18 protein-coding genes are annotated in these 18,719 nt (G+C 48.7%); 8 read left to right on the top strand and 10 right to left on the bottom strand.

Annotated elements, in window-relative coordinates; translation table 11 throughout:
• Positions 1 to 157: 157 nt before the first annotated feature.
• From AN963_RS15450 to AN963_RS15440, 3 genes are all read right to left on the bottom strand, one after another.
• Entirely contained in the window at positions 158 to 1,192 is a 1,035-nt protein-coding gene (locus AN963_RS15450; RefSeq protein ID WP_055745444.1) for an acyltransferase family protein, read from the bottom strand.
• A 221-nt stretch (positions 1,193 to 1,413) separates the two neighbouring features.
• Positions 1,414 to 1,722: a hypothetical protein gene (locus AN963_RS15445; RefSeq protein WP_055745443.1), complete on the bottom strand. Its 309-nt coding sequence runs from the start codon at positions 1,720 to 1,722 to the stop codon at positions 1,414 to 1,416.
• A 76-nt stretch (positions 1,723 to 1,798) separates the two neighbouring features.
• Positions 1,799 to 2,005 (bottom strand): cold-shock protein, encoded by a 207-nt coding sequence (locus AN963_RS15440; protein WP_055745442.1) that lies wholly within the window; start codon positions 2,003 to 2,005, stop codon positions 1,799 to 1,801.
• Positions 2,006 to 2,191: 186 nt separating this feature from the next.
• Here AN963_RS15440 and AN963_RS15435 point away from each other — a divergent pair, with 186 nt between their 5' ends.
• Positions 2,192 to 3,103 carry an acyl-ACP desaturase gene (locus AN963_RS15435; protein WP_055745441.1) on the top strand — a complete coding sequence of 304 codons (912 nt, stop codon included), beginning with the start codon at positions 2,192 to 2,194 and terminating at the stop codon, positions 3,101 to 3,103.
• A 46-nt stretch (positions 3,104 to 3,149) separates the two neighbouring features.
• Here AN963_RS15435 and AN963_RS15430 read toward each other — a convergent pair whose 3' ends face one another.
• From AN963_RS15430 to AN963_RS15415, 4 genes are all read right to left on the bottom strand, one after another.
• Positions 3,150 to 6,038 carry an ATP-binding protein gene (locus AN963_RS15430; RefSeq protein WP_055745440.1) on the bottom strand — a complete coding sequence of 963 codons (2,889 nt, stop codon included), beginning with the start codon at positions 6,036 to 6,038 and terminating at the stop codon, positions 3,150 to 3,152.
• A complete protein-coding gene (locus AN963_RS15425) occupies positions 6,035 to 6,397 on the bottom strand; it encodes a response regulator transcription factor (RefSeq protein ID WP_055745439.1) in 363 nt (120 codons plus the stop codon). The genes AN963_RS15430 and AN963_RS15425 overlap by 4 nt, the downstream gene beginning before the upstream one ends.
• A 24-nt stretch (positions 6,398 to 6,421) precedes the next feature.
• The gene (locus AN963_RS15420) at positions 6,422 to 8,044 is read right to left on the bottom strand and encodes a diguanylate cyclase (protein ID WP_055745438.1); all 1,623 of its coding nucleotides are present in this window, start codon (positions 8,042 to 8,044) and stop codon (positions 6,422 to 6,424) included.
• Positions 8,045 to 8,232: 188 nt separating this feature from the next.
• Positions 8,233 to 8,709: a hypothetical protein gene (locus AN963_RS15415; RefSeq protein ID WP_055745437.1), complete on the bottom strand. Its 477-nt coding sequence runs from the start codon at positions 8,707 to 8,709 to the stop codon at positions 8,233 to 8,235.
• Between the two features lie 98 nt (positions 8,710 to 8,807).
• On the opposite strand from AN963_RS15415, the gene AN963_RS15410 reads away from it, so the two are divergent.
• Positions 8,808 to 9,011, top strand: a complete 204-nt coding sequence (locus AN963_RS15410; protein WP_055745436.1) for a YwbE family protein — start codon at positions 8,808 to 8,810, stop codon at positions 9,009 to 9,011.
• A gap of 89 nt (positions 9,012 to 9,100) precedes the next feature.
• On the opposite strand, the gene AN963_RS15405 is transcribed toward AN963_RS15410, so the two are convergent.
• Together AN963_RS15405 and AN963_RS15400 are read right to left on the bottom strand one after the other, a co-directional pair.
• Positions 9,101 to 9,667: a cysteine hydrolase family protein gene (locus AN963_RS15405; protein WP_055745435.1), complete on the bottom strand. Its 567-nt coding sequence runs from the start codon at positions 9,665 to 9,667 to the stop codon at positions 9,101 to 9,103.
• Between the two features lie 265 nt (positions 9,668 to 9,932).
• Positions 9,933 to 10,481: a GbsR/MarR family transcriptional regulator gene (locus AN963_RS15400; protein WP_055745434.1), complete on the bottom strand. Its 549-nt coding sequence runs from the start codon at positions 10,479 to 10,481 to the stop codon at positions 9,933 to 9,935.
• Positions 10,482 to 10,741: 260 nt separating this feature from the next.
• Between AN963_RS15400 and AN963_RS15395 the strand changes: the two genes are divergently transcribed.
• From AN963_RS15395 to AN963_RS15375, 5 genes are all read left to right on the top strand, one after another.
• Positions 10,742 to 11,965 (top strand): quaternary amine ABC transporter ATP-binding protein, encoded by a 1,224-nt coding sequence (locus AN963_RS15395; RefSeq protein WP_055745433.1) that lies wholly within the window; start codon positions 10,742 to 10,744, stop codon positions 11,963 to 11,965.
• The gene (locus tag AN963_RS15390) at positions 11,965 to 12,804 is read left to right on the top strand and encodes an ABC transporter permease (protein ID WP_055745432.1); all 840 of its coding nucleotides are present in this window, start codon (positions 11,965 to 11,967) and stop codon (positions 12,802 to 12,804) included. Before AN963_RS15395 ends, AN963_RS15390 begins: the two co-directional genes overlap by 1 nt.
• An 11-nt stretch (positions 12,805 to 12,815) precedes the next feature.
• Positions 12,816 to 13,742 carry a glycine betaine ABC transporter substrate-binding protein gene (locus AN963_RS15385; RefSeq protein WP_055745431.1) on the top strand — a complete coding sequence of 309 codons (927 nt, stop codon included), beginning with the start codon at positions 12,816 to 12,818 and terminating at the stop codon, positions 13,740 to 13,742.
• Between the two features lie 167 nt (positions 13,743 to 13,909).
• Positions 13,910 to 15,082, top strand: coding sequence for an NAD(P)/FAD-dependent oxidoreductase (locus AN963_RS15380; RefSeq protein WP_055745430.1), 1,173 nt, complete (start codon positions 13,910 to 13,912; stop codon positions 15,080 to 15,082).
• Between the two features lie 43 nt (positions 15,083 to 15,125).
• Entirely contained in the window at positions 15,126 to 15,986 is an 861-nt protein-coding gene (locus tag AN963_RS15375) for an RNA polymerase sigma-70 factor (RefSeq protein ID WP_055745429.1), read from the top strand.
• Between the two features lie 51 nt (positions 15,987 to 16,037).
• On the opposite strand, the gene AN963_RS15370 is transcribed toward AN963_RS15375, so the two are convergent.
• Positions 16,038 to 17,444, bottom strand: coding sequence for a DUF1254 domain-containing protein (locus tag AN963_RS15370; protein ID WP_055745428.1), 1,407 nt, complete (start codon positions 17,442 to 17,444; stop codon positions 16,038 to 16,040).
• Positions 17,445 to 17,779: 335 nt separating this feature from the next.
• Here AN963_RS15370 and AN963_RS15365 point away from each other — a divergent pair, with 335 nt between their 5' ends.
• Positions 17,780 to 18,667, top strand: a complete 888-nt coding sequence (locus tag AN963_RS15365) for a DUF2167 domain-containing protein (protein ID WP_055745427.1) — start codon at positions 17,780 to 17,782, stop codon at positions 18,665 to 18,667.
• Positions 18,668 to 18,719 lie beyond the last annotated feature (52 nt).

The raw sequence follows: 18,719 nt of genomic DNA, 5'->3' as shown, positions 1-18,719 counted from the left end.
CGCAAAGCGTGAATAACCCCCACCCTGATAAAAAAGAGGATAAGCAATGCGTCAAGGGGATATCCCCTATGCATTACTCATCCTTCAATAGAATGACTGACATTGAATTCAATTGCTTGCTCTTACAGAGTGGGTGCCTTTTTTGTTTGTGTCGATGCTACTGCAGACGTTCCTTCCTGATTCTCCCCATGCTTGCCCAAGCGTTCTCCAAACGTTTGACGAGGCGGACCAGCAAGATGGCGAAGACCGCACTGCAGACAAAGATTGCGGCCAGGTAGAGGAGTGAGTACCAGGTATTTTGGAAAATCCAGGACACCTCACCGAAGACCTGATAAAGCAAATCTTTGAACAGAATGAGAAAAGCAGAGTGAAACAGAAAGATGAAATAGGTCAAGCCTTTTCGAAACTTGATGTGCAGATGGTCGACCAGCTCCAGGAAGAAGACCATGAGCACGAGAAAAGACAGCAACGTAGCAAAGACAAACGTCAGATGAACAGCCACATAAAGCTTGTTTGAGAAGACAAAATAGATCGCAGCCGCTGTGGAAACACCCGTAACCAGCATGAGGATCGAACGGTTGTTTCGCAGAAAAGAAAGGATCCACTCGCGATACCAATAAATCAGATGGCCCATGTACAGGGTGAAAATCCAGGTCGGAAGCATATGGCGGGTGGTCAGACCCAGCCAGCCTTGGTGAATGTAATGGATGTAAACGTATTGCACCGCGAGCAATATCCAGATGACGTAGAGAATATTGCGTTTGGTGATGATATTCCGTAAAAAGTAGGCTGCCACGTAGTACTGGCAAATCATGAACACGAAATAGAGATGGTCGCCTGTTTTGCCTAGAACGATATTAGCGTAATCACGAAAAGAATGAGGCATGCCGTTCTTCAGCAAGTAATGGTAGAGCACCCCGGATACGAGAAACGGGATGACGATGTAGATGATTTTGCCCGTGAAGAACTCGCGAAAAGCTGGTTGCTTTTTATCAAACGAGTAAGCAGTCAAGTAGCCCGTCGCAATGGTCAGAAGTACGGTACCATAGCGGCTAATCTGGTTGAGGGCAACAATCCAAAAAGGATCGTTAAAGTAAAGCACAGATGCAGTAAAGTGTCCGACTACGACCAAAAAGCTAGAAAACAGCTGAATGTAAAACAGAGACTTCAAGATTTTTGAATCCGTATACATAGCATTCTCCATTTATGTTTTAGTCGACGTGCGATCGGTCTCAAACAATAAACTACGAATGGCTGTCATTACGAGTGGTCTTCATCATAAAAAATGTTTCTTAGAATTATATTTGATTAGGGACTTCTTGTAGTATGTAAACATTAGACGTATTTCCTGTACATGGAAGTTGCAAGAATGGCAAAGAAAAAAGCCACACGGTATGGTGTGACTTCGCTCCTTTACCCTCTATGCTTTTTTAGCCGTTCCATTTCTTCGCTGACCACAAACGCCAAGTCGTCATTTCCGAAGAGGGACAAGACTCCAAGCAAGGTGGCATCGGGTATCTCTTCCGCTTCCTCTTTTGGAACCGTATTGTCCATCATCTGTGCTAGCAAAGGGTTTGTGACCTGATTCGGATAGGCACGCTGATAGATTTCTTGTGCATCCAGACCATGGTTGACACACCATTGAGCGAATACGAGAATCATCATACCCTCGTCGCGTTGGTATGCTTGGATCATTTGTTCTTCCATCTCTTTTCGGTTCATGGGCATGCTCCTCTAACAATCGTACGTCATGAGCTTATTGTAGGCCCGCAACGCAAAAAAGAGAAGAGGTACTCACTCAGGGAGTGCGTTTATTGCTGTGGTTCGTCAAAACGGGAAGCATTTTCGTGTCTTTTACCATCTGAGACTGGCAGAATGGGCAGCTAGGGCTTTCGTCAAAGGAAAAGTTATCTCTCATCCAGCACGTACAGCCGTCATTGCTACACATCCACACATTTGTTTCCTCTTCTTCGACCGGAACCATTGCTTTCTTAGAGAAATACAAATGAACTCCTCCTTTGCGGGGCATGGTGCGGACTTTAACCTCTATTAATGTGTGATGGAATGCCCCTGAATATACCAAGATTTTCTGAGCTACTACAATTCATAACCATACAGAAAAATCATAGTTTAGATTGACATAAATTCAAATTTTCAGTAAAGTTGAGCAAAATTCAAGGAGTTTATGTGAATGCCACTTCTCAACTATAGCCTAAATGTGTTTGATCCGCAGCTGGAGCCGTACCTGACAGAACTTTACAGACAGCATCGAGAACGAGCAAACGGTATCGACTGGAGCTACCATGAATACATACCGTGGGAAAAGGGACGGAGCTTTAAAACGGAACCATGGTCCCCAGAACAGCGAACGCTTCCCACCGCTATCTATACAGCAGTGGAAACATCGCTCTTAACAGAAGTGAACCTACCCTTCTTTTATCACCATCTCGCTGTCACGTTTAAAGGCTCTCTCGAGGTCTTGCAAGAATTCGTACACACGTGGGTAGCGGAAGAAGATCAGCACTCTTCCTTGCTGGAAACGTACCTGATCATCACTCGGAATGCCAATCCACATGAACTGCACCGTCTGCGCAAACAGGTGGTGGAAGGCGGCTTTGCTCCAGACTTTGACACGGCGATGGAGACGATGGTGTACACGACCGTTCAAGAGCTGGCCACGATGGTCTTTTACAACAACGTGGCAAAGGCTGCGACCGATTACGACAAAGATTTGTCCCGATTGCTACGCCGCATAGCCAAAGATGAGACGCTGCATTTTGCATTTTATCGCGACGCTGTAAAAGGGTATTTGGGTGTCGATCACAACTTCGTCTATTACATTCATAAAGCAATGACATCCTTTGCCATGCCAGGGATAGAAATGCCGTCCTTCAAAGAGAGAATGGACCTAATCGCAAAAGAAGCCAACTATGGTCCGGTATCTTATTTTAATCAAGTATTTGATTATTTGATCCAATTTTGGGGAATTGAAAAGCTGCAGCCAAGCCGAGCGGAGGCTGAGGCAGCCAAACAGGACCTCCTCGCCTACCATGTGAAATTAAGAAGAATCAGCGAGCGTTTGGCTGCCAAAGGATTAAGCTAGAAACGAAACGAAAAGAGGCAACGGATAAAAACCGCTGCCTCTTTTTCTACTCTTTGATTTGATCGGGAATGAAGATCTGCCCGTCCGCGTCGTTGCTGGTGACGGCAAGGAGTATGGCTTTGGATAGTGTATCGGGATGATACGGCTTGATCAAGTACCCTTTGGCACCCAGGTCAAAGGCTTTTTTCTTCTCCTCAAAGGCACTTGAGATGACGATCGGAATCGAACGCAGCTTCGGATTTTCCCGCATGGTTTCGATTACCTTCCACCCGTCTTCTCCGTCTTGTAGGACGAGATCCAAGACGACAGCATCAGGAGTGATCTCTTCGATGGCAGTCAGCGCCTGAGCAGCATGAGAAAAGGCATACACTGTAAATCCAGAGCCGATTAATTCATCTCGCAACAACTCGGAGAGGTTCACATCGTCTTCGATAATCACGACATTTCCGTTTGAATGAAGGGAATGGGGATACGTCTCTAGACTGTCCGGTTCATTGAACGCAGCGGGCTGCTGTTCCGGCAGGGGAAGTGCGACAGTAAAGGTACTGCCATGGCCGGACTCGGACGCCACAGCGATTTCCCCGTTGTGAATATGAACAATCTCCTGAACAATGGCAAGGCCAAGACCAGTGCCTCCGATTTCTCTACGATCCGAATTATCGACACGGTAAAACTTGGTGAAAAGGTGGGGGATGGCTTCAGGAGGAATACCCAAACCCTCATCATGGACCTCCACTAGAAGTTGATTCCCCTCATTTCGGCATACCACACGCACGCACCCACCTGCCGGAGAGTATTTCACAGCGTTGCTCACCAAGTTCATGATTACTTGACGGAGCTTGTCCCGGTCTCCTTCAATCACGGTTTTCTCCGTTTGCAGATCTAGCTCAAACGAATGAAGAGGAGATTGGACGTGATACAGCCCGAAAATTTCTCGGACTACCTGTTCAATAGGTACCAATTCTCTTTCATAGGTCTGTCGCCCTGATTCCATGCGTTGCAGGTCGAGGAAATCATTGATCAGCGCAGTGAGTCGCCTCGCTTCCTGATAAATGGCCGTCGTATAGCGATTCTGACGTTCCGGTTTTAATTCCTTGTTCAACAATAGCTCGGCAAAACCAAGCACGCTGGCGAGTGGAGTCCTCAGCTCATGACTGACCGTACTCACGAATTCGGACTTCATCTGGTCAATTTCGTATTCTTTTGTAATATCACGGTAGACGAGCAAGGTGCCCCATTTTTTCTGATCCCGATACAAAGGCTCCGCATACAGCTGGATGTAGCGGACTTGTGGATAGGTGAGTTCGATCAGATGGGTCTTATCCTCACTGTGACCGGAAAGAGTCGCGTTCACGCACGAGACGAGCTGCTCGTGGTCTTTGGTGAGTCCTTCCATGTGCTTGAAGTAATCGGCAAGACCAATGCCTTGCGCAGACACACGATCAGGGAAGCTGAGCAGTTCTTGGAAGGTGCGATTCACCTGCAGCGTCACGCCGTTGATGCCGATCAGTTGCACGCCTTCCTGGATGGTATCGAGCATGTCCTGCGTCATTTGGCGTTGTTTTTCGGTTTCTTCGTGCATGGCGAGCTTGTCCAGAGACAACGAGATTTGTTTGGCTAGTCCTATAGCCATCTGTTTTTCCAGTTCGGAAAGGGTGCGACCAATGCGAGAGAGGACAATGCATGCCACCACTGCCTGATCCGCCTGCAAGACCGGCAAATACAGCTCGTAGGTCTGAGAAGCCGCTTCCTGATAGCCGCGCTCCGCTTCTGTGCTTTCCCGAGTCAATACATAAGGCTGCCTGGTTTCCCGGATTCGTACGAGCGGTCCGTCTTCCAACCCGTTTAAAAACTGATTCACTCCCAGAGGAGAGACCCCAAAGCTGGAGATGTCCTTGTCCGCATTCAACAAGACGATGATACCTTTGTCCGCATCCATCACCTCGACGATATTGCGAACGATGCTTTGCAGCAATTCTTGCTTGTCCAGCGTATTCGCGAGGGATTGAATGAGTCGGTTTCTCTTTTGTAGATATCGCTCATTGTCCTCCATTTTGGCGAGTGCTTCCTGCAGTTCTTCCTGTTGCATCATCAGCTCATCCTGCTGGGCTTGGAGCTCTTCATTTTGCGCCATCAGCGTTTCTTCCTTGATCTGAATTTGCCGGATCAAAAAGTCGAGGGATCGGGCGAGATTGCCGATTTCATCGACGCGATGCAGGTCTTGGAAGTGGGGGAGCTCGCCATGCGAAAAACGATTGGCTTCGACAGACAAGCGTTCGAGTGGAGCGCCGATGTCACGGGTGGTCCGTTTGGTGACCCAGAGAGAAAGGATCAGCACCACCAGAATGTACAAGATGAACCATAGACTCTGTCGCGTCACATCTTCAAACAAGGCACGGTTTTCTTGCAACAGCAGCTGTTCGTTCTTTTTCTTGTAGGTAGAGGCATAGGTAATCAAATTATTGACTTCCTGATTCACTCCGCTGGAAGAAAAGTTTCGTAATGATTCGTACTGACCAGCTTTGGCGTAACCAGAAGCGGTCGGGAATACGTTTGCAAAGAAATTGGAAATGAACGACTCGATCGAGGTAACGACGACCTGCTCCTCAGAGGTGAGCGGGAGCCTTTTAAAAGACGAGATTGCTTGCTTGAGCTTTTCTTTCTCTACAAACAGTTCATTGTACTCGTATGGGCTCAAAAAGGCGTAGTAGCCGCGAGCTCGGAAAAAGATTTGATTGGTGTGATCGGCGATCTGCTCGACGAGTACTTGCTTTTCCTTGGAAGCCTTCAGTGTCGTCTGGTACTGGGAAAAGGCCGTGTAATTCGTGTATAGAACGATGGCTGCTCCAGCAATCAGGAGCGATAAAAACATAAGCATCATAGCGGTAAAACGCCTAGTGATGCTTTTTTTCAACACCTGTCTGAGTTCACTCATGCAAGCATGTCCTCCACGACCCGTACCAATTCCATGGGGCTAAAGGGCTTGGGCATGAATGCATCCGCGCCTGCAGCACGCATCTTTTCCTGTTCGGCATGCTGGCTTTTTGCCGAGAGGATCATGACTTTGCAATTCTTTTTTTCAGGGATCTGTTTCATGTGCACTAATACTTCGTAGCCAGTCAGCTTGGGCATCATGTAATCCAGAACGATCAGGTCATACTGACGCTGCTCGATTTTTTGCAAGGCTTCCTCACCATCGCAAGCGATATCAAGCTGGTGCCCTTCATCCTCTAACGTATCGCTGATCAGCATGCGCAGGACAGGTTCGTCTTCTGCAAGTAAAATGTGTGCCATTGTTATTCACTCCAACTATTTCATCTAAACCATTCGTTTCACCAGGCGCTTGATTCTCGCTTCCAATTCTTTGGTACTGAAGGGCTTGGTCATGTAATCATCCGCCCCCAATTGGAGGGCACGCACAATATCGTGCTCTTCGGTACGGCCTGTCAGCATGATGACGGTATAGCGCTTGGTATTAGGCAGAGCTCGAATTCGCTGCAGGACCTCCAGCCCGTCCATGATCGGCATGATGCCGTCCAAGATGACAAGGTATGGCTCAGGACCGCGATGCCAGTCACTTTGGAAGAAGGCCTCGCCATCACGAAATTCGTGAATGTCGGCGTGAATCCATCCGTCAAAGCCTGTTTTCACAGACTCCGCCAGCATCGTCCGGATCATCGCATCGTCATCGATAATGGCGACCTTGAGCTTGATTTGCGGAGAGTCTACCGTTTCTGACAGAACGGCTTCCTCAATTCTGCATCGGCCCGAATTTTTGGCTCTATATAAAGAGTTATCGGCTACTTCCAGCCAATAAGGAAGTGGTTTTTCAGCGTCTGTGATCTGTACGACACCTGCGGAAAAGCTCAAGGAAAAGGGACCGTTTGCAGAGTCAAATGTCAGTGCACAAAAGGCATCCAGCATCTGCTGCATACGATGCTTGGCTTCCTTCACGGTAGTTTGAGGCATCAAAAGGATAAACTCTTCTCCGCCGTAACGGAACAGGATGTCATTCTTGGCCGCACTGCTCTGGAGAAAGGAAGCGAATCTGCTCAGGACATCATCTCCGACCAGATGGCCGTATGTATCGTTCACTTTTTTGAAATGATCGATATCCAGGAAGGCGAGTGACAGGGGAGAATCTGCCCGCTGCGCATCTCCGAACAGCCGTTGATACGTGTCCAGAAGGGAGTTGCGATTGTAGGCACCCGTTAGCTCGTCCAGAAACAGGATCCGATTCATCCAGCGTTTGCGGTATAATTGACGTTCCAGCCGAACAGCCAGCTCTTCCATATCGAGTGGCTTGCACATGACGTCATCCGCCCCCAGGCGGTAGGCACGCAAACGCGTTTCCCGCGCACAGTCCACGCTTATTACGGTTGTAGGTACGTACTGTTTTTTGATTTTTTCACTGAGCGTCTGCATGACCTGAAAGCCACCCGTTTCCGGAATATTTAAATCCAGTATCAGACAGTCGGGATTCATGTCATGAAAGTAATCCAGTGCCTTGTGAGGGTGAACAGTAGCAATGACCGACCAGTTGCGCTTCTCTAAATATTCTTTTACATACATCAACAAAGTGACGTCATCATCCAAAATCAGGACGAGAGGCTGGTTCTCATAGCTGTTTTCCCGTGCCTGCTCCGCATCGTCCAGTAGCAGCTCTTGTTCCGACCGGTGTTCGTAGCAAAGTGCGATAAACTCGAGCAAAAATTCGCGCCAATCAGCAGGTTGCCAATCTTTTGGCGGCATTGCTTCCAGTTGGTCCAATAGGCTCTGGGACAAATTCGACAAATCGGTGAGACCGATCGTTCCCGAGGTTCCTTTTAAGGAATGAAGAAAGCGGTATAATTCATCATGGGGGAGTGGTCCGCGAAGATCGAACCACGCCTCCAGCTGCTTGTGAATATGGGTCAAAAGTGCATCTCTATACTTCATCATGCCGTAAGATCCCCCTGTTAGTCGGTTGGACGCAAGCAGTCCGGTCAGACTGCTTGGCCAATTGTTTCAAGGTTTACGATTTGGTATTGTACATCTAGCTAGGTGGAATGTGGGTACCCGATTAGGAGAGTCTATCCAATGCAGGGGGAAGGTCAGGAAGTGGGAATTGGACACAAGCGTGAAGAACTCTATTGACGGGTGAAGCCTTCTTCTTTCAAGTACTGCTCGGCTTCCACATACGATTCAAAAGAAGCTTCCAGATTCATGCCGTGGTAGACGTTCCACAGAGAATCTTCCTGTTGCAGCAGCAAGGTGTTGTCTTTGTTGTCGATCCATGTTTCTTCCAGTTCCTGTGCCGCGGAATTCACTTGAGGAGCGACCTCGCGTTTATAAGAAAGCATCTGAATGGACGCTTCAATGACGGAGCGCAGTTCGTCGGCCGAAAAGTCACGGATGTTGATGAAGCCTTTGTCATCCTTGCGAAAGCCTTTCAAATACGCGCCATATACGAAGCCGTTACCGTTTGGATGGAGATGGTACACGACTGTTTTTTTCTCGTGCAAACTGCCTTCAAAATGAAAGTTCACCCGCTTGAGGGAGACGTCGTTGCGCGTCAATTCCGGGAAAGATTCAATGATAGCCAGTTTCTCTTCAAATGTAAGCATGGATTCCTCCGATGAGATAGTTTTGTTTGTAGATTATATCATAGGTAAGACAAAGAGCGAAAAAGATCGATGATTGTAGAAAAAGGAGAGCGAAAAAGATGAACGGAAAAAATCGAAAAGATATCGTAGCTGGGCTGGAAGTCGATATCGTATTGAAGCAAAATCAACGCACAGGGAAGCGAACGCGTGGTATCGTCAAAGATATTTTAACCAATTCCAGTACGCACCCGCACGGCATCAAAGTCCGTCTGACCGATGGACAGGTGGGAAGAGTGCAGGAGATTATCAAAAAAGGCGAATAAGCAAGGGGATGACAAATGATATCAAACCAGTAAAAAACGGGCTAAAGACCATAGCGGTCTGCCCGTTTTTTATTTCCTTATTAAACAGCTTATCGATACGAGTCGTGGCTGGGAACAAGCACATCTTCCTCTGATGGGCGCACCAAGATAAATGGATCGAGATTGCCCAAGCCGTGAAGGCAAGTGTTGTGATGAGCGATGATCTGCTCGGCATGCAATGCGGCATTGTCTGTCGTCGAGTGAGCGTCCCGTACCAGCGTAACATCATAGCCGAGAGTCGTGGCTTTGCGGCAGGCGCTATCCACGCAATATTCCGTTTTGCAGCCGACGATCACGAGATGCTTGACGCCAAGCGCTTGCAGCTGCTCGTGCAGATCGGTGCCGTGAAAGGAATCAGTCGCTCGTTTGTAAATGACGGGCTCGTGGGGAGCGGGAGACAGCGCTGGATGGATCGCAAAGGCTTCTTCTCCTGCGTCTTTGACATCCAAATCCTGCACGTACAAGACCGGAATCGATCTTGTGCGGGCGTGGTCGATCAAGGTTTGAATCGTTTGGACCAGCGATTCTTTGGCATATACCGGATTTGGATGGTCGGGTGTGCCCTCAACAATACCTACCTGTACATCGATAACGAGCAGAGCGGTTGTGTGATTCATGTACTTCCTCCTCAAATAGGGGGACTAGCTATGCAGTTTCCCCTTTTTCTTGATTTTCAAAGCCGAATATTTATGAGTATTCCGAAGATTGTATGTGCTCATCTACGCCAACTCCTTTCACTAGTGAGAATGCAGGCCACTCCTTTCCAGAAGGCAGCCTGTAAAGAAAGTGTAGCACAGATAAAATGGCATTAACATACAAAAGAGGACATCATTCCTATGAAATGCGATAGGAGATGAGGTCCTCTTTTTGTTTCGGCAAAGCTTATGACTTAATTTCCTTTTTCGGTACAAACTGAAAGATATCGTGCGACTCAAAAGAATCGATCAATCGGGACAGCCAATGGTAATACTCCAGTCCATTCTCGATACGCTCGATGCTTAGCTCGACACGTTCTTTGTCTTCATCAGTGAGCTCTTCGGTTTCTTGAAGGGCACGGAGCTCCTGCAGCGACTTTTTCAGGCTCATGCCGTTTTGCTCACAGGCGTGTCTCCATTTCACGGAAAAGAGATCAATGAAGTTCTGATACCAGTCCAGATTGATCTCGTAGTGATCTTTACGCGTCCCTTTTTTCCATATCTTTTCTACCATATTTAAGTCCATCAACGTGCGAACGCCGGTACTCATGCTGGTCTTGCTCATTCCCAGCGCTTCTCCCATTTCATCGAGCGTCATTGACTTGTCCTGAAACAGCAACGTGCCGTACAACAGCCCCGTGGACATGGTAATGCCGTACAAATCCATGTTTCGGGCAAGGGTCTCGATCACGCGTTCCTGAGCTTTTTCGAGGATTCTTTCCTGTTTGGTATCCATTTTGAAAAAAGCAGCTCCTCTAGTCTTTCATATTACCTGACTAAGATTGTACGTTTCTAACCGGAAAAAGTAAATGGAGATGTTGTACAGTATATACGAGGTATTCTGCGAATACGGTAAGAAAAGTACGTAAAGTTTTTTCTGAACGCTGAAAACGCCCGATTATCACGCCCTACCCAATTTGAGGGAAAAATGCAGCCCCGATACAATAGTAGGGGTAGTGATCGTCCGGAATCGGGCAGAAAGTTGGAGGTGACCATATGCCCAAAATTAAAGTAGAAAACTTGACGAAGGTCTTTGGACGCCAGCCTCATCGCGCTTTACCTTTTGTGAAGCAGGGGAAGACCAAGACAGAGATTTTAAAGGAAACTGGTCTGACTCTCGGGGTGAACCAAGCAAGCTTTGAGGTGAACGCAGGCGAGATTTTTGTCATCATGGGTCTCTCAGGTAGCGGTAAATCCACGTTGGTTCGATTGCTGAACCGATTGATCGAGCCGACGGAAGGTCAAATTCTCATTGACGGTACGGATATCGTCAGTATGAATACCGAGCAGCTGCAACAAGTGAGAAGAAAAAAATTAGGAATGGTCTTTCAGAAGTTCGCGCTTTTTCCACACAGAACGGTGCTGGATAACGCTGCGTACGGCTTGGAAATACAAAATATACCGAAGAGCGAACGCGAGCAGCGAGCCAAGGAAGCGTTGGCCCTGGTCGGACTCAGCGGATGGGAACAGAGCTATCCTGATCAGTTGAGCGGTGGGATGCAGCAGCGTGTCGGTCTGGCCCGCGCGATGGCGAACGACCCCGATGTGCTGTTGATGGATGAGGCCTTTAGCGCACTCGATCCGCTGATTCGCAAAGACATGCAGGATGAGCTTTTGGAATTACAGAGCACGATGCAGCGAACCATCATCTTTATTACGCATGACCTGGACGAAGCGCTGAAGATCGGGGATCGGATCGCTTTGATGAAAGATGGGGCGATTGTGCAGATCGGCACCCCTGAAGAAATCATGACGAATCCGGCCAATGAATATGTAGAACGATTCGTGGAAGATGTCGACCGCTCGAAAGTCTTGGCGGCTGAGCACGTCATGAAGCGGGCAGAGACGGTTACGCTGGATCGAGGTCCGCGCGTCGCCTTGCAATTGATGCGAGATCGTGGTGTGTCCAGCTTGTATGTCGTTGACAGGAAAAAGACACTACTCGGAGTACTGACCGCCGATGCAGTCAATGACGCCAAACAAAATGGCAAGACGCTGGAAGAAGTGCTGCGGACAGAAGTGCCAAAGGTAGGGCCAAATACGCTGCTAAACGAGCTGTTTGATCTCGTGGCGTTTTCAGATATTCCGGTAGCGGTCACGGGTGAGCATGATCGGTTGCTGGGCGTACTCGTAAAAGGTGCCGTGTTAGGTGGTCTGGCAGGAAAAGTGAATCAGGAAAGTGCGCTGCCGACTGAAGAGGAAGGGCAGGTGAATGCGTAATGAGTCAACTTTTTCCAAAGCTGCCCCTCGATGAGTGGGTAGAGGTCATCGTAGATGGACTGGATAAGAATTTAGGTTTTGTGTTTGATCTCATTTCCACAGCTATCGGTGGAACCGTTGATCTGTTTAATGCGATCTTGACCGGATTGCCGTTTTGGCTGGTCATTATTTTGTTCACGCTGATTGCTTATCGAGCAGGAAGATGGACGATGGCTCTTTTTACCTTCATTGGATTATTGCTGATTCAGAATCTGGGTTATTGGGAGCATTCTATGGAGACCCTTGCGCTGGTGTTGACCGCAGCCTTGATTTCCATCGTCGTCGGGATTCCGGTTGGGATCTGGTGTGCCAAGAATGAATCAGTACAAAAAGTCGTCACACCGCTGCTCGACTTTATGCAGACCATGCCTGCCTTTGTGTACTTGATTCCGGCGATCTTTTTCTTTGGACTGGGGAAGGTGCCCGGTGTGATCGCCTCTGTCATTTTTGCGATGCCGCCGACGATTCGTTTGACCAATCTGGGGATTCGCCAAGTCCCTGCTGATTTGATTGAGGCTTCCGATGCTTTCGGATCGACCTACTGGCAAAAGCTGACCAAAGTACAGCTGCCGATTGCGAAAACTACGATGATGGCGGGGATCAACCAGAGTATCATGCTGGCACTGTCCATGGTCGTCATCGCCTCGATGATTGGGGCAAAAGGATTGGGTGCAGACGTCTATCGTGCCGTTACCCAGATCAATATCGGGCAAGGCTTTGAGGCAGGTCTCGCGATTGTGATCATGGCGATTTTGCTGGACCGCATCACGCAGGGTGTAGGAAAGAGAAAAAACGCGTAGGAGGGGTTTTCATGAAAAAAGGAACTACGATCAAGGGGTTAGCAGTCGCATTGGGTCTTAGCATGCTGATGGCAGGGTGCGGAAGTAATAATGCACCACAGGAGGGCAATCAACCTCCTGGTGGCACCGAGTCTGCACAAGGTAGCGTAGGTGCGCAGGTCGACCACAAGATCATCGGGATTGACCCCGGTGCCGGATTGATGAAAGCAACCGACAAAGCGATGAAAGATTATGGTCTAAGTGATTGGGAGCTGGTCGAAGGCTCCAGTGCAGCCATGACAGCCGCTCTGACCCAAGCCTACAAAGACAAGAAGCCAATTATCGTAACAGGATGGACACCACACTGGATGTTTTCCAAATTTGAAATGAAGTACCTCGAAGATCCAAAAGGCTCTTACGGTAAAGATGAACAGATTCATACCATCGTGCGCAAAGGCTTGAAAGAGGATCAGCCGAGTGCGTATGCTTTCCTCGATAAGTTCGAGTGGAAGCCAGCTGACATGGAAAAAGTCATGCTAGAGATCGCAGATGGCAAAAAGCCAGAAGATGCAGCTGCGGACTGGGTGAAAAACAATGAAGAAACGGTCAACAAGTGGGTCGAAGGTATTCAGCCTGCAGAAGGCAAAAAATTGACGCTCGCTTATGTAGCTTGGGATTCTGAGATTGCTAGCACAAACGTCGTGAAAACTGTCCTGGAGCAAAAGCTGAAATATAAAGTGGAACTGAGCCAAGTGGAAGCAGGCCCGATGTGGGTGGGTGTCTCCAATGGTGACGTGGACGGCATGGTAGCGGCTTGGTTGCCGACGACGCATGCAGACTACTTCAAAAAATTGGGTTCGAATGTAGAAGACCTCGGTCCAAACCTGACAGGTACCAAGCTGGGACTGGCGGTTCCTTCTTATATGGACATCAAGTCCATTGAAGACCTGAAGAAGTAAGCTTCCTTGAAATAACTCCAATCTCCACCTCTAGTTATGTAGCCTTAGCTCGATTTTTATCGGGCTAAGGTTTTTCTTTTTTGTGTGCCTCGGGACAGACTTTCTTTTGTCACAAAAAATCGCTCCACGTCGTTATAAGGGCAAACTCGCAAAGAGGAGCGATCATTATGGAAGTGATTACGTGTGTCGTCGTGGGTGCAGGCTACGCGGGAATTCATGCGGTCGATGAGATCCGCAAGACCTTGAGCGATCGACCGGTTCGCATGATTGTCATCGATCATAGGCCCCATCACCTTCGCAAAGTATTGTTATTCAAACCAGCTGTGACCCAAACGGATGTGACCATACCTTTGAATAAAATCTTTCCGGAAGGTGTGGAATTTGTGCAAGGTACAGTCACGACGGTAAACGGGAACGAAAGGATCGTTGAATATAAGGACAAGGAAGGAAACGAGCAGGTCCTGGGTTACGACATTTTGGTTCTGGCTGTGGGGAGTGAGATTCGCCAAGCCCAACCGGAGCAAGGGGGTATCGCCCTGACAGATGTAAAGGCCGCCGAGACTGTTCGCGAGCAATGGTTGGCAAATATGCGACAAGCGATGCGGGAAAAGAATCAGCAGGAGCGGCAACGGTTGCTGACGCTGGTTGTGGCAGGTGCAGGCATCAGCGGCATCGAGATGTCTGCCGAATTCGCCTATGCGATGCGAGTTGAAGCGACGAAGCTAGGGATCGATCCGAATGAGATCAAAGTCTACTTGGTAAATGCAGCAAATCGCCTGTTTATGGAAGGGCCTGTCAAGATGGCGCAAAAGCTCGAACAAAAGCTAAGCGAGGGAGGTGTGAGTGTGCTGCATGGACAAAAAGTACTTCATGAGGAAGCAGGGACGGTGACTCTTTCTACGGGTCGCACCTTGCCAGTCGGGCTATGCGTGTGGTCGCTCGGACTTACCCCCAATCCACTCCTGCGCAAGATGGGCTTGCCAGTCACGACCAAAGGACAGGTGGAGGTGGATTCGTCTTATCGTGTCATCGGGACTACGGGAGTTTACAGTATTGGAGATTGTGCCCGTGTCGTGGACGCTACAACCGGGAGGCAGGATCACATGACATGCAAAGAGGCGACCGGACAGGCGGCTCGATTGGGTCAGATTGTGCGAGCTGATTTGGATGGCACACCTGCTCCTGCCCATAAGAGCTATATAGACTTTTATTGTATAGGTCTCGGACCAGAGAAGGGGATCGTTTGGACGCGAAAGTGGGGGCTGGACATCATTTTGACCGGAAAGCTGGGATGGAAGCTCCGGGAGTTTACCTGGAATATTGCCAGTATGATAAAATGAGGGAAATTTTAGGCGATTATCGACCGGAGGAAGTGAGTCAGCGGTGGAGGCTTTGTACCAAACCTATAAAGGACTGCTTTTCCGACTTGCTTATCAAATGACAGGCTCGGCTGTAGACGCGGAAGATATTGTTCAGGATGTTTTCCTGAAGGTGCACGATCTGGCTTGGGAGGAAATCGAAGAACCCAAAGCCTATCTGTGCAAAATGACCACCAACCGCTGCCTCGATTTGTTAAAATCCGCACGCAAAAAGCGGGAGCTCTACACGGGACCGTGGCTCCCTGAGCCCATCTCGGAAGTTTACACAGACAGCTATGAATCGGTTGTTCAGAAAGACCAGCTCTCCTATGCCATGCTCGTATTGCTGGAGCGACTCACTCCGGGAGAACGAGCGGTGTTTGTTCTGCGTGAAGCTTTTGCTTTTGATTATCACGATATCGCTGGTCTGGTCGGAAAAAGTGAAGCGAATTGCCGCAAGATCATCAGCCGGGCCAAAGGCAAAATGGGGCTTTCGCCAGATGAACCGATCGTCGCCGACGAAAAAGAAATCAGCCACGAATGGATTAGCCGATTTCTGGCTGCGATGGAGCAGGGCAACATTGATATATTGCTTACCTTGCTGGCAAAAGATGCTGTTCTCATCTCCGACGGCGGAGGCAAAGTTTCTGCTGCTCTTCGTCCGATCGTTTCTGGAGAGCGAGTGGCACAGTTCCTATTCGGCTTGATGCGCAAATTCTCAGCAAATCAGGAGTTGGGTATCGAACTCGCTGCAGTAAATGGCCAGACTGCACTTGTCCTCCGAATCGATGGAAAATTGGATACCGTGGTATTTCTGGAGATCGAGCAAGATGCCATCCGTTATCTCTACTTCGTCAGAAACCCGGAGAAGCTGCAGTATCTATAAAGCAAGAATCCCCTTTAAGCGTGAGGCTAAGGGGATTTTTTGCGTCGGAGTCTAGTGGATTTCCCGAACAGCGGGCCAAGTATGCTGAGGTCCCAGCGATCCGGGGGCAGGCGCAAAGACTCGCAGAACGAGATTAAATGGTCCAGCCGGAACCGGGAGCCAGTTGACGTCCTTGTTTGACGGAGGTGACTTTTGAATCGCGATGTCGAGGGAGCCGTCTGGATTGAGTCGCAAGGTGCCATTGTTGCTGCGGACTGATGAGCGATTGGACTCGGTCTGTGCCAGGTACAGTTGATTGTTGTACACATTGATAGACCAGAAGGCTGACGTCTTGGGGAGCTGGTCGCGATCAAAATGAAGCGTGTACGTCTTTTCCCCTGTCAGCCATCGATTGTGATTGTCTGTGTAGGCACGATAGTAAGCTTCCTCTTCAGGTACGTTTGCGGCCAGTCCGGAGTAGGCGACGAATGCACGGGCTAGAAATTGGTCCCCGTACGTGCCGATTGGCGAGAAAGAGGCCCAGCCGTTTTTAACGGTAGTATACGGAAGGAAACCGTTTTTCACGATGCTTGGGGCATCTCGCAACGTGCGCTCCAGTCCTGCCAGACTCGCTGGATTGACTCGTGATGAATCAAAGCCAGATTGCACGTCAATGCCCGCCAAAGCAAGTTGATTGAGCAGGACAAAATCACAGGCTGGAGGAGGATTTTTGCGAATCATGTCTGTCATCACACGAAAGAAAGTCAGGGAAGTCAACGCATCCGCTGGCACGGCAGGTGAAGTGTCAGCAGAGCTTGTCTTCTTTTGTTGTGGCCACGGTTTGATTTGGATCTGCTTTTCAAAATCGACCGCTTGCGTGAGGTCCTGCTCGCCCTTCACTTCGACTCGGCCCACGAGCCAGACCGTATTGGTTGGTGCGTAGATTTTCGAGACATTGGCAGGAAGAGGTCCCTTCCAGCTGGGGCCGACGATGAGGCTTTGCCGCGCCTGTTGTTTCGTAGAACGGTTGGATTCATTGTGAAACGTATTTGTGTAGGCGTCCAGCATTTGCACGGTATAGTAACGGTTCTGTGGATTTTCAGGCACCTGGAGCAGAACGGGTGATTGAGATAAATCGAGCCAAGCGTTCAAGTAGAGAGTGTCAGAGTTAGGCGTGACGATGTCGTGAAAGGCGGGTGATGCCAGTGATTCGCTGTAGGCAAACTGATTGAGCGGCGCCAGGCTGCGAGTCATGTCTCCCATCGTTTTGGCTACGACGACGAGCGGATAGCCGTATAGGTACGCTTGAATCCCCAGCGAGTACGCGAGGTTTTCTTGGGATTGGGAGAGCTGCTGAATAGGAATGACAGCCCTTTTTCGATCCGAAGCCGCAAGCATGCTGTGAGTGGGAAGCAAGCTTAGCGAGAAAATGGACGAGACTAGGACAGCTAGCATGGCGTTGCGGATATACCTTTTCATAAAATCCTCCCGAAAAAAAGGAAAAATGGTGGTGCACCTGTATTTTCCGCGGAGGATTTGCTTTTATACCCAATGAAAAAACACAAGGAAGCAGCGAGCGAAATACACAACGTCAGCGTAATTGTGCTCAGAAGCGTGGAGATCAGCTCTGGATGGTTCGGAATCTTCCGTCGGAATGAACGTAGGTCATAAGTCACGAGTGTCTGATTCTGAAAGAGAAATATTCAGTTAAATAATACTATTTTTCCTTATTTTTCTAAATTTATTTTGAACTAGGTAACTAATAAATGTAAGATAAGGTGGTTCTTGAAAAAATAGGGATTGAGGGGTAACAAATGAGTAAAAGATCGTGGCTATCATTCTTTACTGTACTGATGATTTCTTTCGGCATGTTACTGCCGGTTGCAGCAGAGCAAACATTCAATTGGGTCAAAAGTGGAACAAAGGTGGAGCTGGAAAATAAGTTTTCCTTCACAGTGCCGGAAAAAATGGTCTATCTCAATAAAGAGGATACGATCAAGATGGAGCAGCAGGTAGGCGACATTCCTACGATGAGAGAAATCGGGAGCGTCTTGCCGCAAGAAGAAGCAGATCAATGGCTCTTATATATGGAGTATGAAGAAACCGGACACATCAGTGATGACGAGCAAAATGACATTGATGCAGAGGAACTGTTGCAGAGTTACAAGGATGGGACAGAGGAGGCAAACAAGCAGCGGAAGCCGGAGGATCAATTTCATGTTGTCGGCTGGAATGTAGAACCGACCTATGACGCTAAAACCCATGAGTTGGAGTATTCAATGTTGCTGGAATCGGCACAAAAAGAGAAATTCCTGAACTACAAGCTGCAGGTGTTGACGAGAACAGGGTACGTGTCCTTTATTCTGGTGACGGATCAGGAACACTTACAAGCGGACAAGCAGACGCTGAGAGCGAGCATCCTCAAAAACTTTACGGTCAAGGAAGGCCATCGTTACAGCGACTTTGACGAGAAAACAGACCAAGTAGCCGAGTATGGACTGACAGGATTGATCTTGGGTGGGCTAGGTCTGGCCGCCGCCAAGAAGCTCGGGTTGATGGCTCTGATTCTGGCATTTGCCAAAAAAGGCTGGATTCTGATTGTCGTCTTGATTGGAGCAATCGCCAAGTTTGGAAAAAGACTGTTCGGCAAAAAGCAAACGACAGAGAACATTGAAGCGGACGAAGATAAGCCGTCAGCTTAAGCATCATAATCAAACAGCCTTCCTGTGGTGGTTTACCGAGGGAAGGTTGTTT

Origin of the sequence: Brevibacillus choshinensis, from assembly GCF_001420695.1 — a bacterium.
In the GTDB taxonomy this organism is placed as follows: domain Bacteria; phylum Bacillota; class Bacilli; order Brevibacillales; family Brevibacillaceae; genus Brevibacillus; species Brevibacillus choshinensis.
Note: the sequence above shows the minus strand (reverse complement) of the source record. Positions and strands in the feature narration are given on the sequence as shown.

Bases quoted from the DNA above. Each gene is read 5' to 3' on its own strand.
- AN963_RS15450 (WP_055745444.1), bottom strand. From the start codon at position 1,192: ATGTATACGGATTCAAAAATCTTGAAGTCTCTGTTTTACATTCAGCTG.
- AN963_RS15445 (WP_055745443.1), bottom strand. From the start codon at position 1,722: ATGAACCGAAAAGAGATGGAAGAACAAATGATCCAAGCATACCAACGC.
- AN963_RS15435 (WP_055745441.1), top strand. From the start codon at position 2,192: ATGCCACTTCTCAACTATAGCCTAAATGTGTTTGATCCGCAGCTGGAG.
- AN963_RS15430 (WP_055745440.1), bottom strand. From the start codon at position 6,038: ATGAGTGAACTCAGACAGGTGTTGAAAAAAAGCATCACTAGGCGTTTT.
- AN963_RS15425 (WP_055745439.1), bottom strand. From the start codon at position 6,397: ATGGCACACATTTTACTTGCAGAAGACGAACCTGTCCTGCGCATGCTG.
- AN963_RS15420 (WP_055745438.1), bottom strand. From the start codon at position 8,044: ATGATGAAGTATAGAGATGCACTTTTGACCCATATTCACAAGCAGCTG.
- AN963_RS15415 (WP_055745437.1), bottom strand. From the start codon at position 8,709: ATGCTTACATTTGAAGAGAAACTGGCTATCATTGAATCTTTCCCGGAA.
- AN963_RS15410 (WP_055745436.1), top strand. From the start codon at position 8,808: ATGAACGGAAAAAATCGAAAAGATATCGTAGCTGGGCTGGAAGTCGAT.
- AN963_RS15405 (WP_055745435.1), bottom strand. From the start codon at position 9,667: ATGAATCACACAACCGCTCTGCTCGTTATCGATGTACAGGTAGGTATT.
- AN963_RS15400 (WP_055745434.1), bottom strand. From the start codon at position 10,481: ATGGATACCAAACAGGAAAGAATCCTCGAAAAAGCTCAGGAACGCGTG.
- AN963_RS15395 (WP_055745433.1), top strand. From the start codon at position 10,742: ATGCCCAAAATTAAAGTAGAAAACTTGACGAAGGTCTTTGGACGCCAG.
- AN963_RS15390 (WP_055745432.1), top strand. From the start codon at position 11,965: ATGAGTCAACTTTTTCCAAAGCTGCCCCTCGATGAGTGGGTAGAGGTC.
- AN963_RS15385 (WP_055745431.1), top strand. From the start codon at position 12,816: ATGAAAAAAGGAACTACGATCAAGGGGTTAGCAGTCGCATTGGGTCTT.
- AN963_RS15380 (WP_055745430.1), top strand. From the start codon at position 13,910: ATGGAAGTGATTACGTGTGTCGTCGTGGGTGCAGGCTACGCGGGAATT.
- AN963_RS15370 (WP_055745428.1), bottom strand. From the start codon at position 17,444: ATGAAAAGGTATATCCGCAACGCCATGCTAGCTGTCCTAGTCTCGTCC.
- AN963_RS15365 (WP_055745427.1), top strand. From the start codon at position 17,780: ATGAGTAAAAGATCGTGGCTATCATTCTTTACTGTACTGATGATTTCT.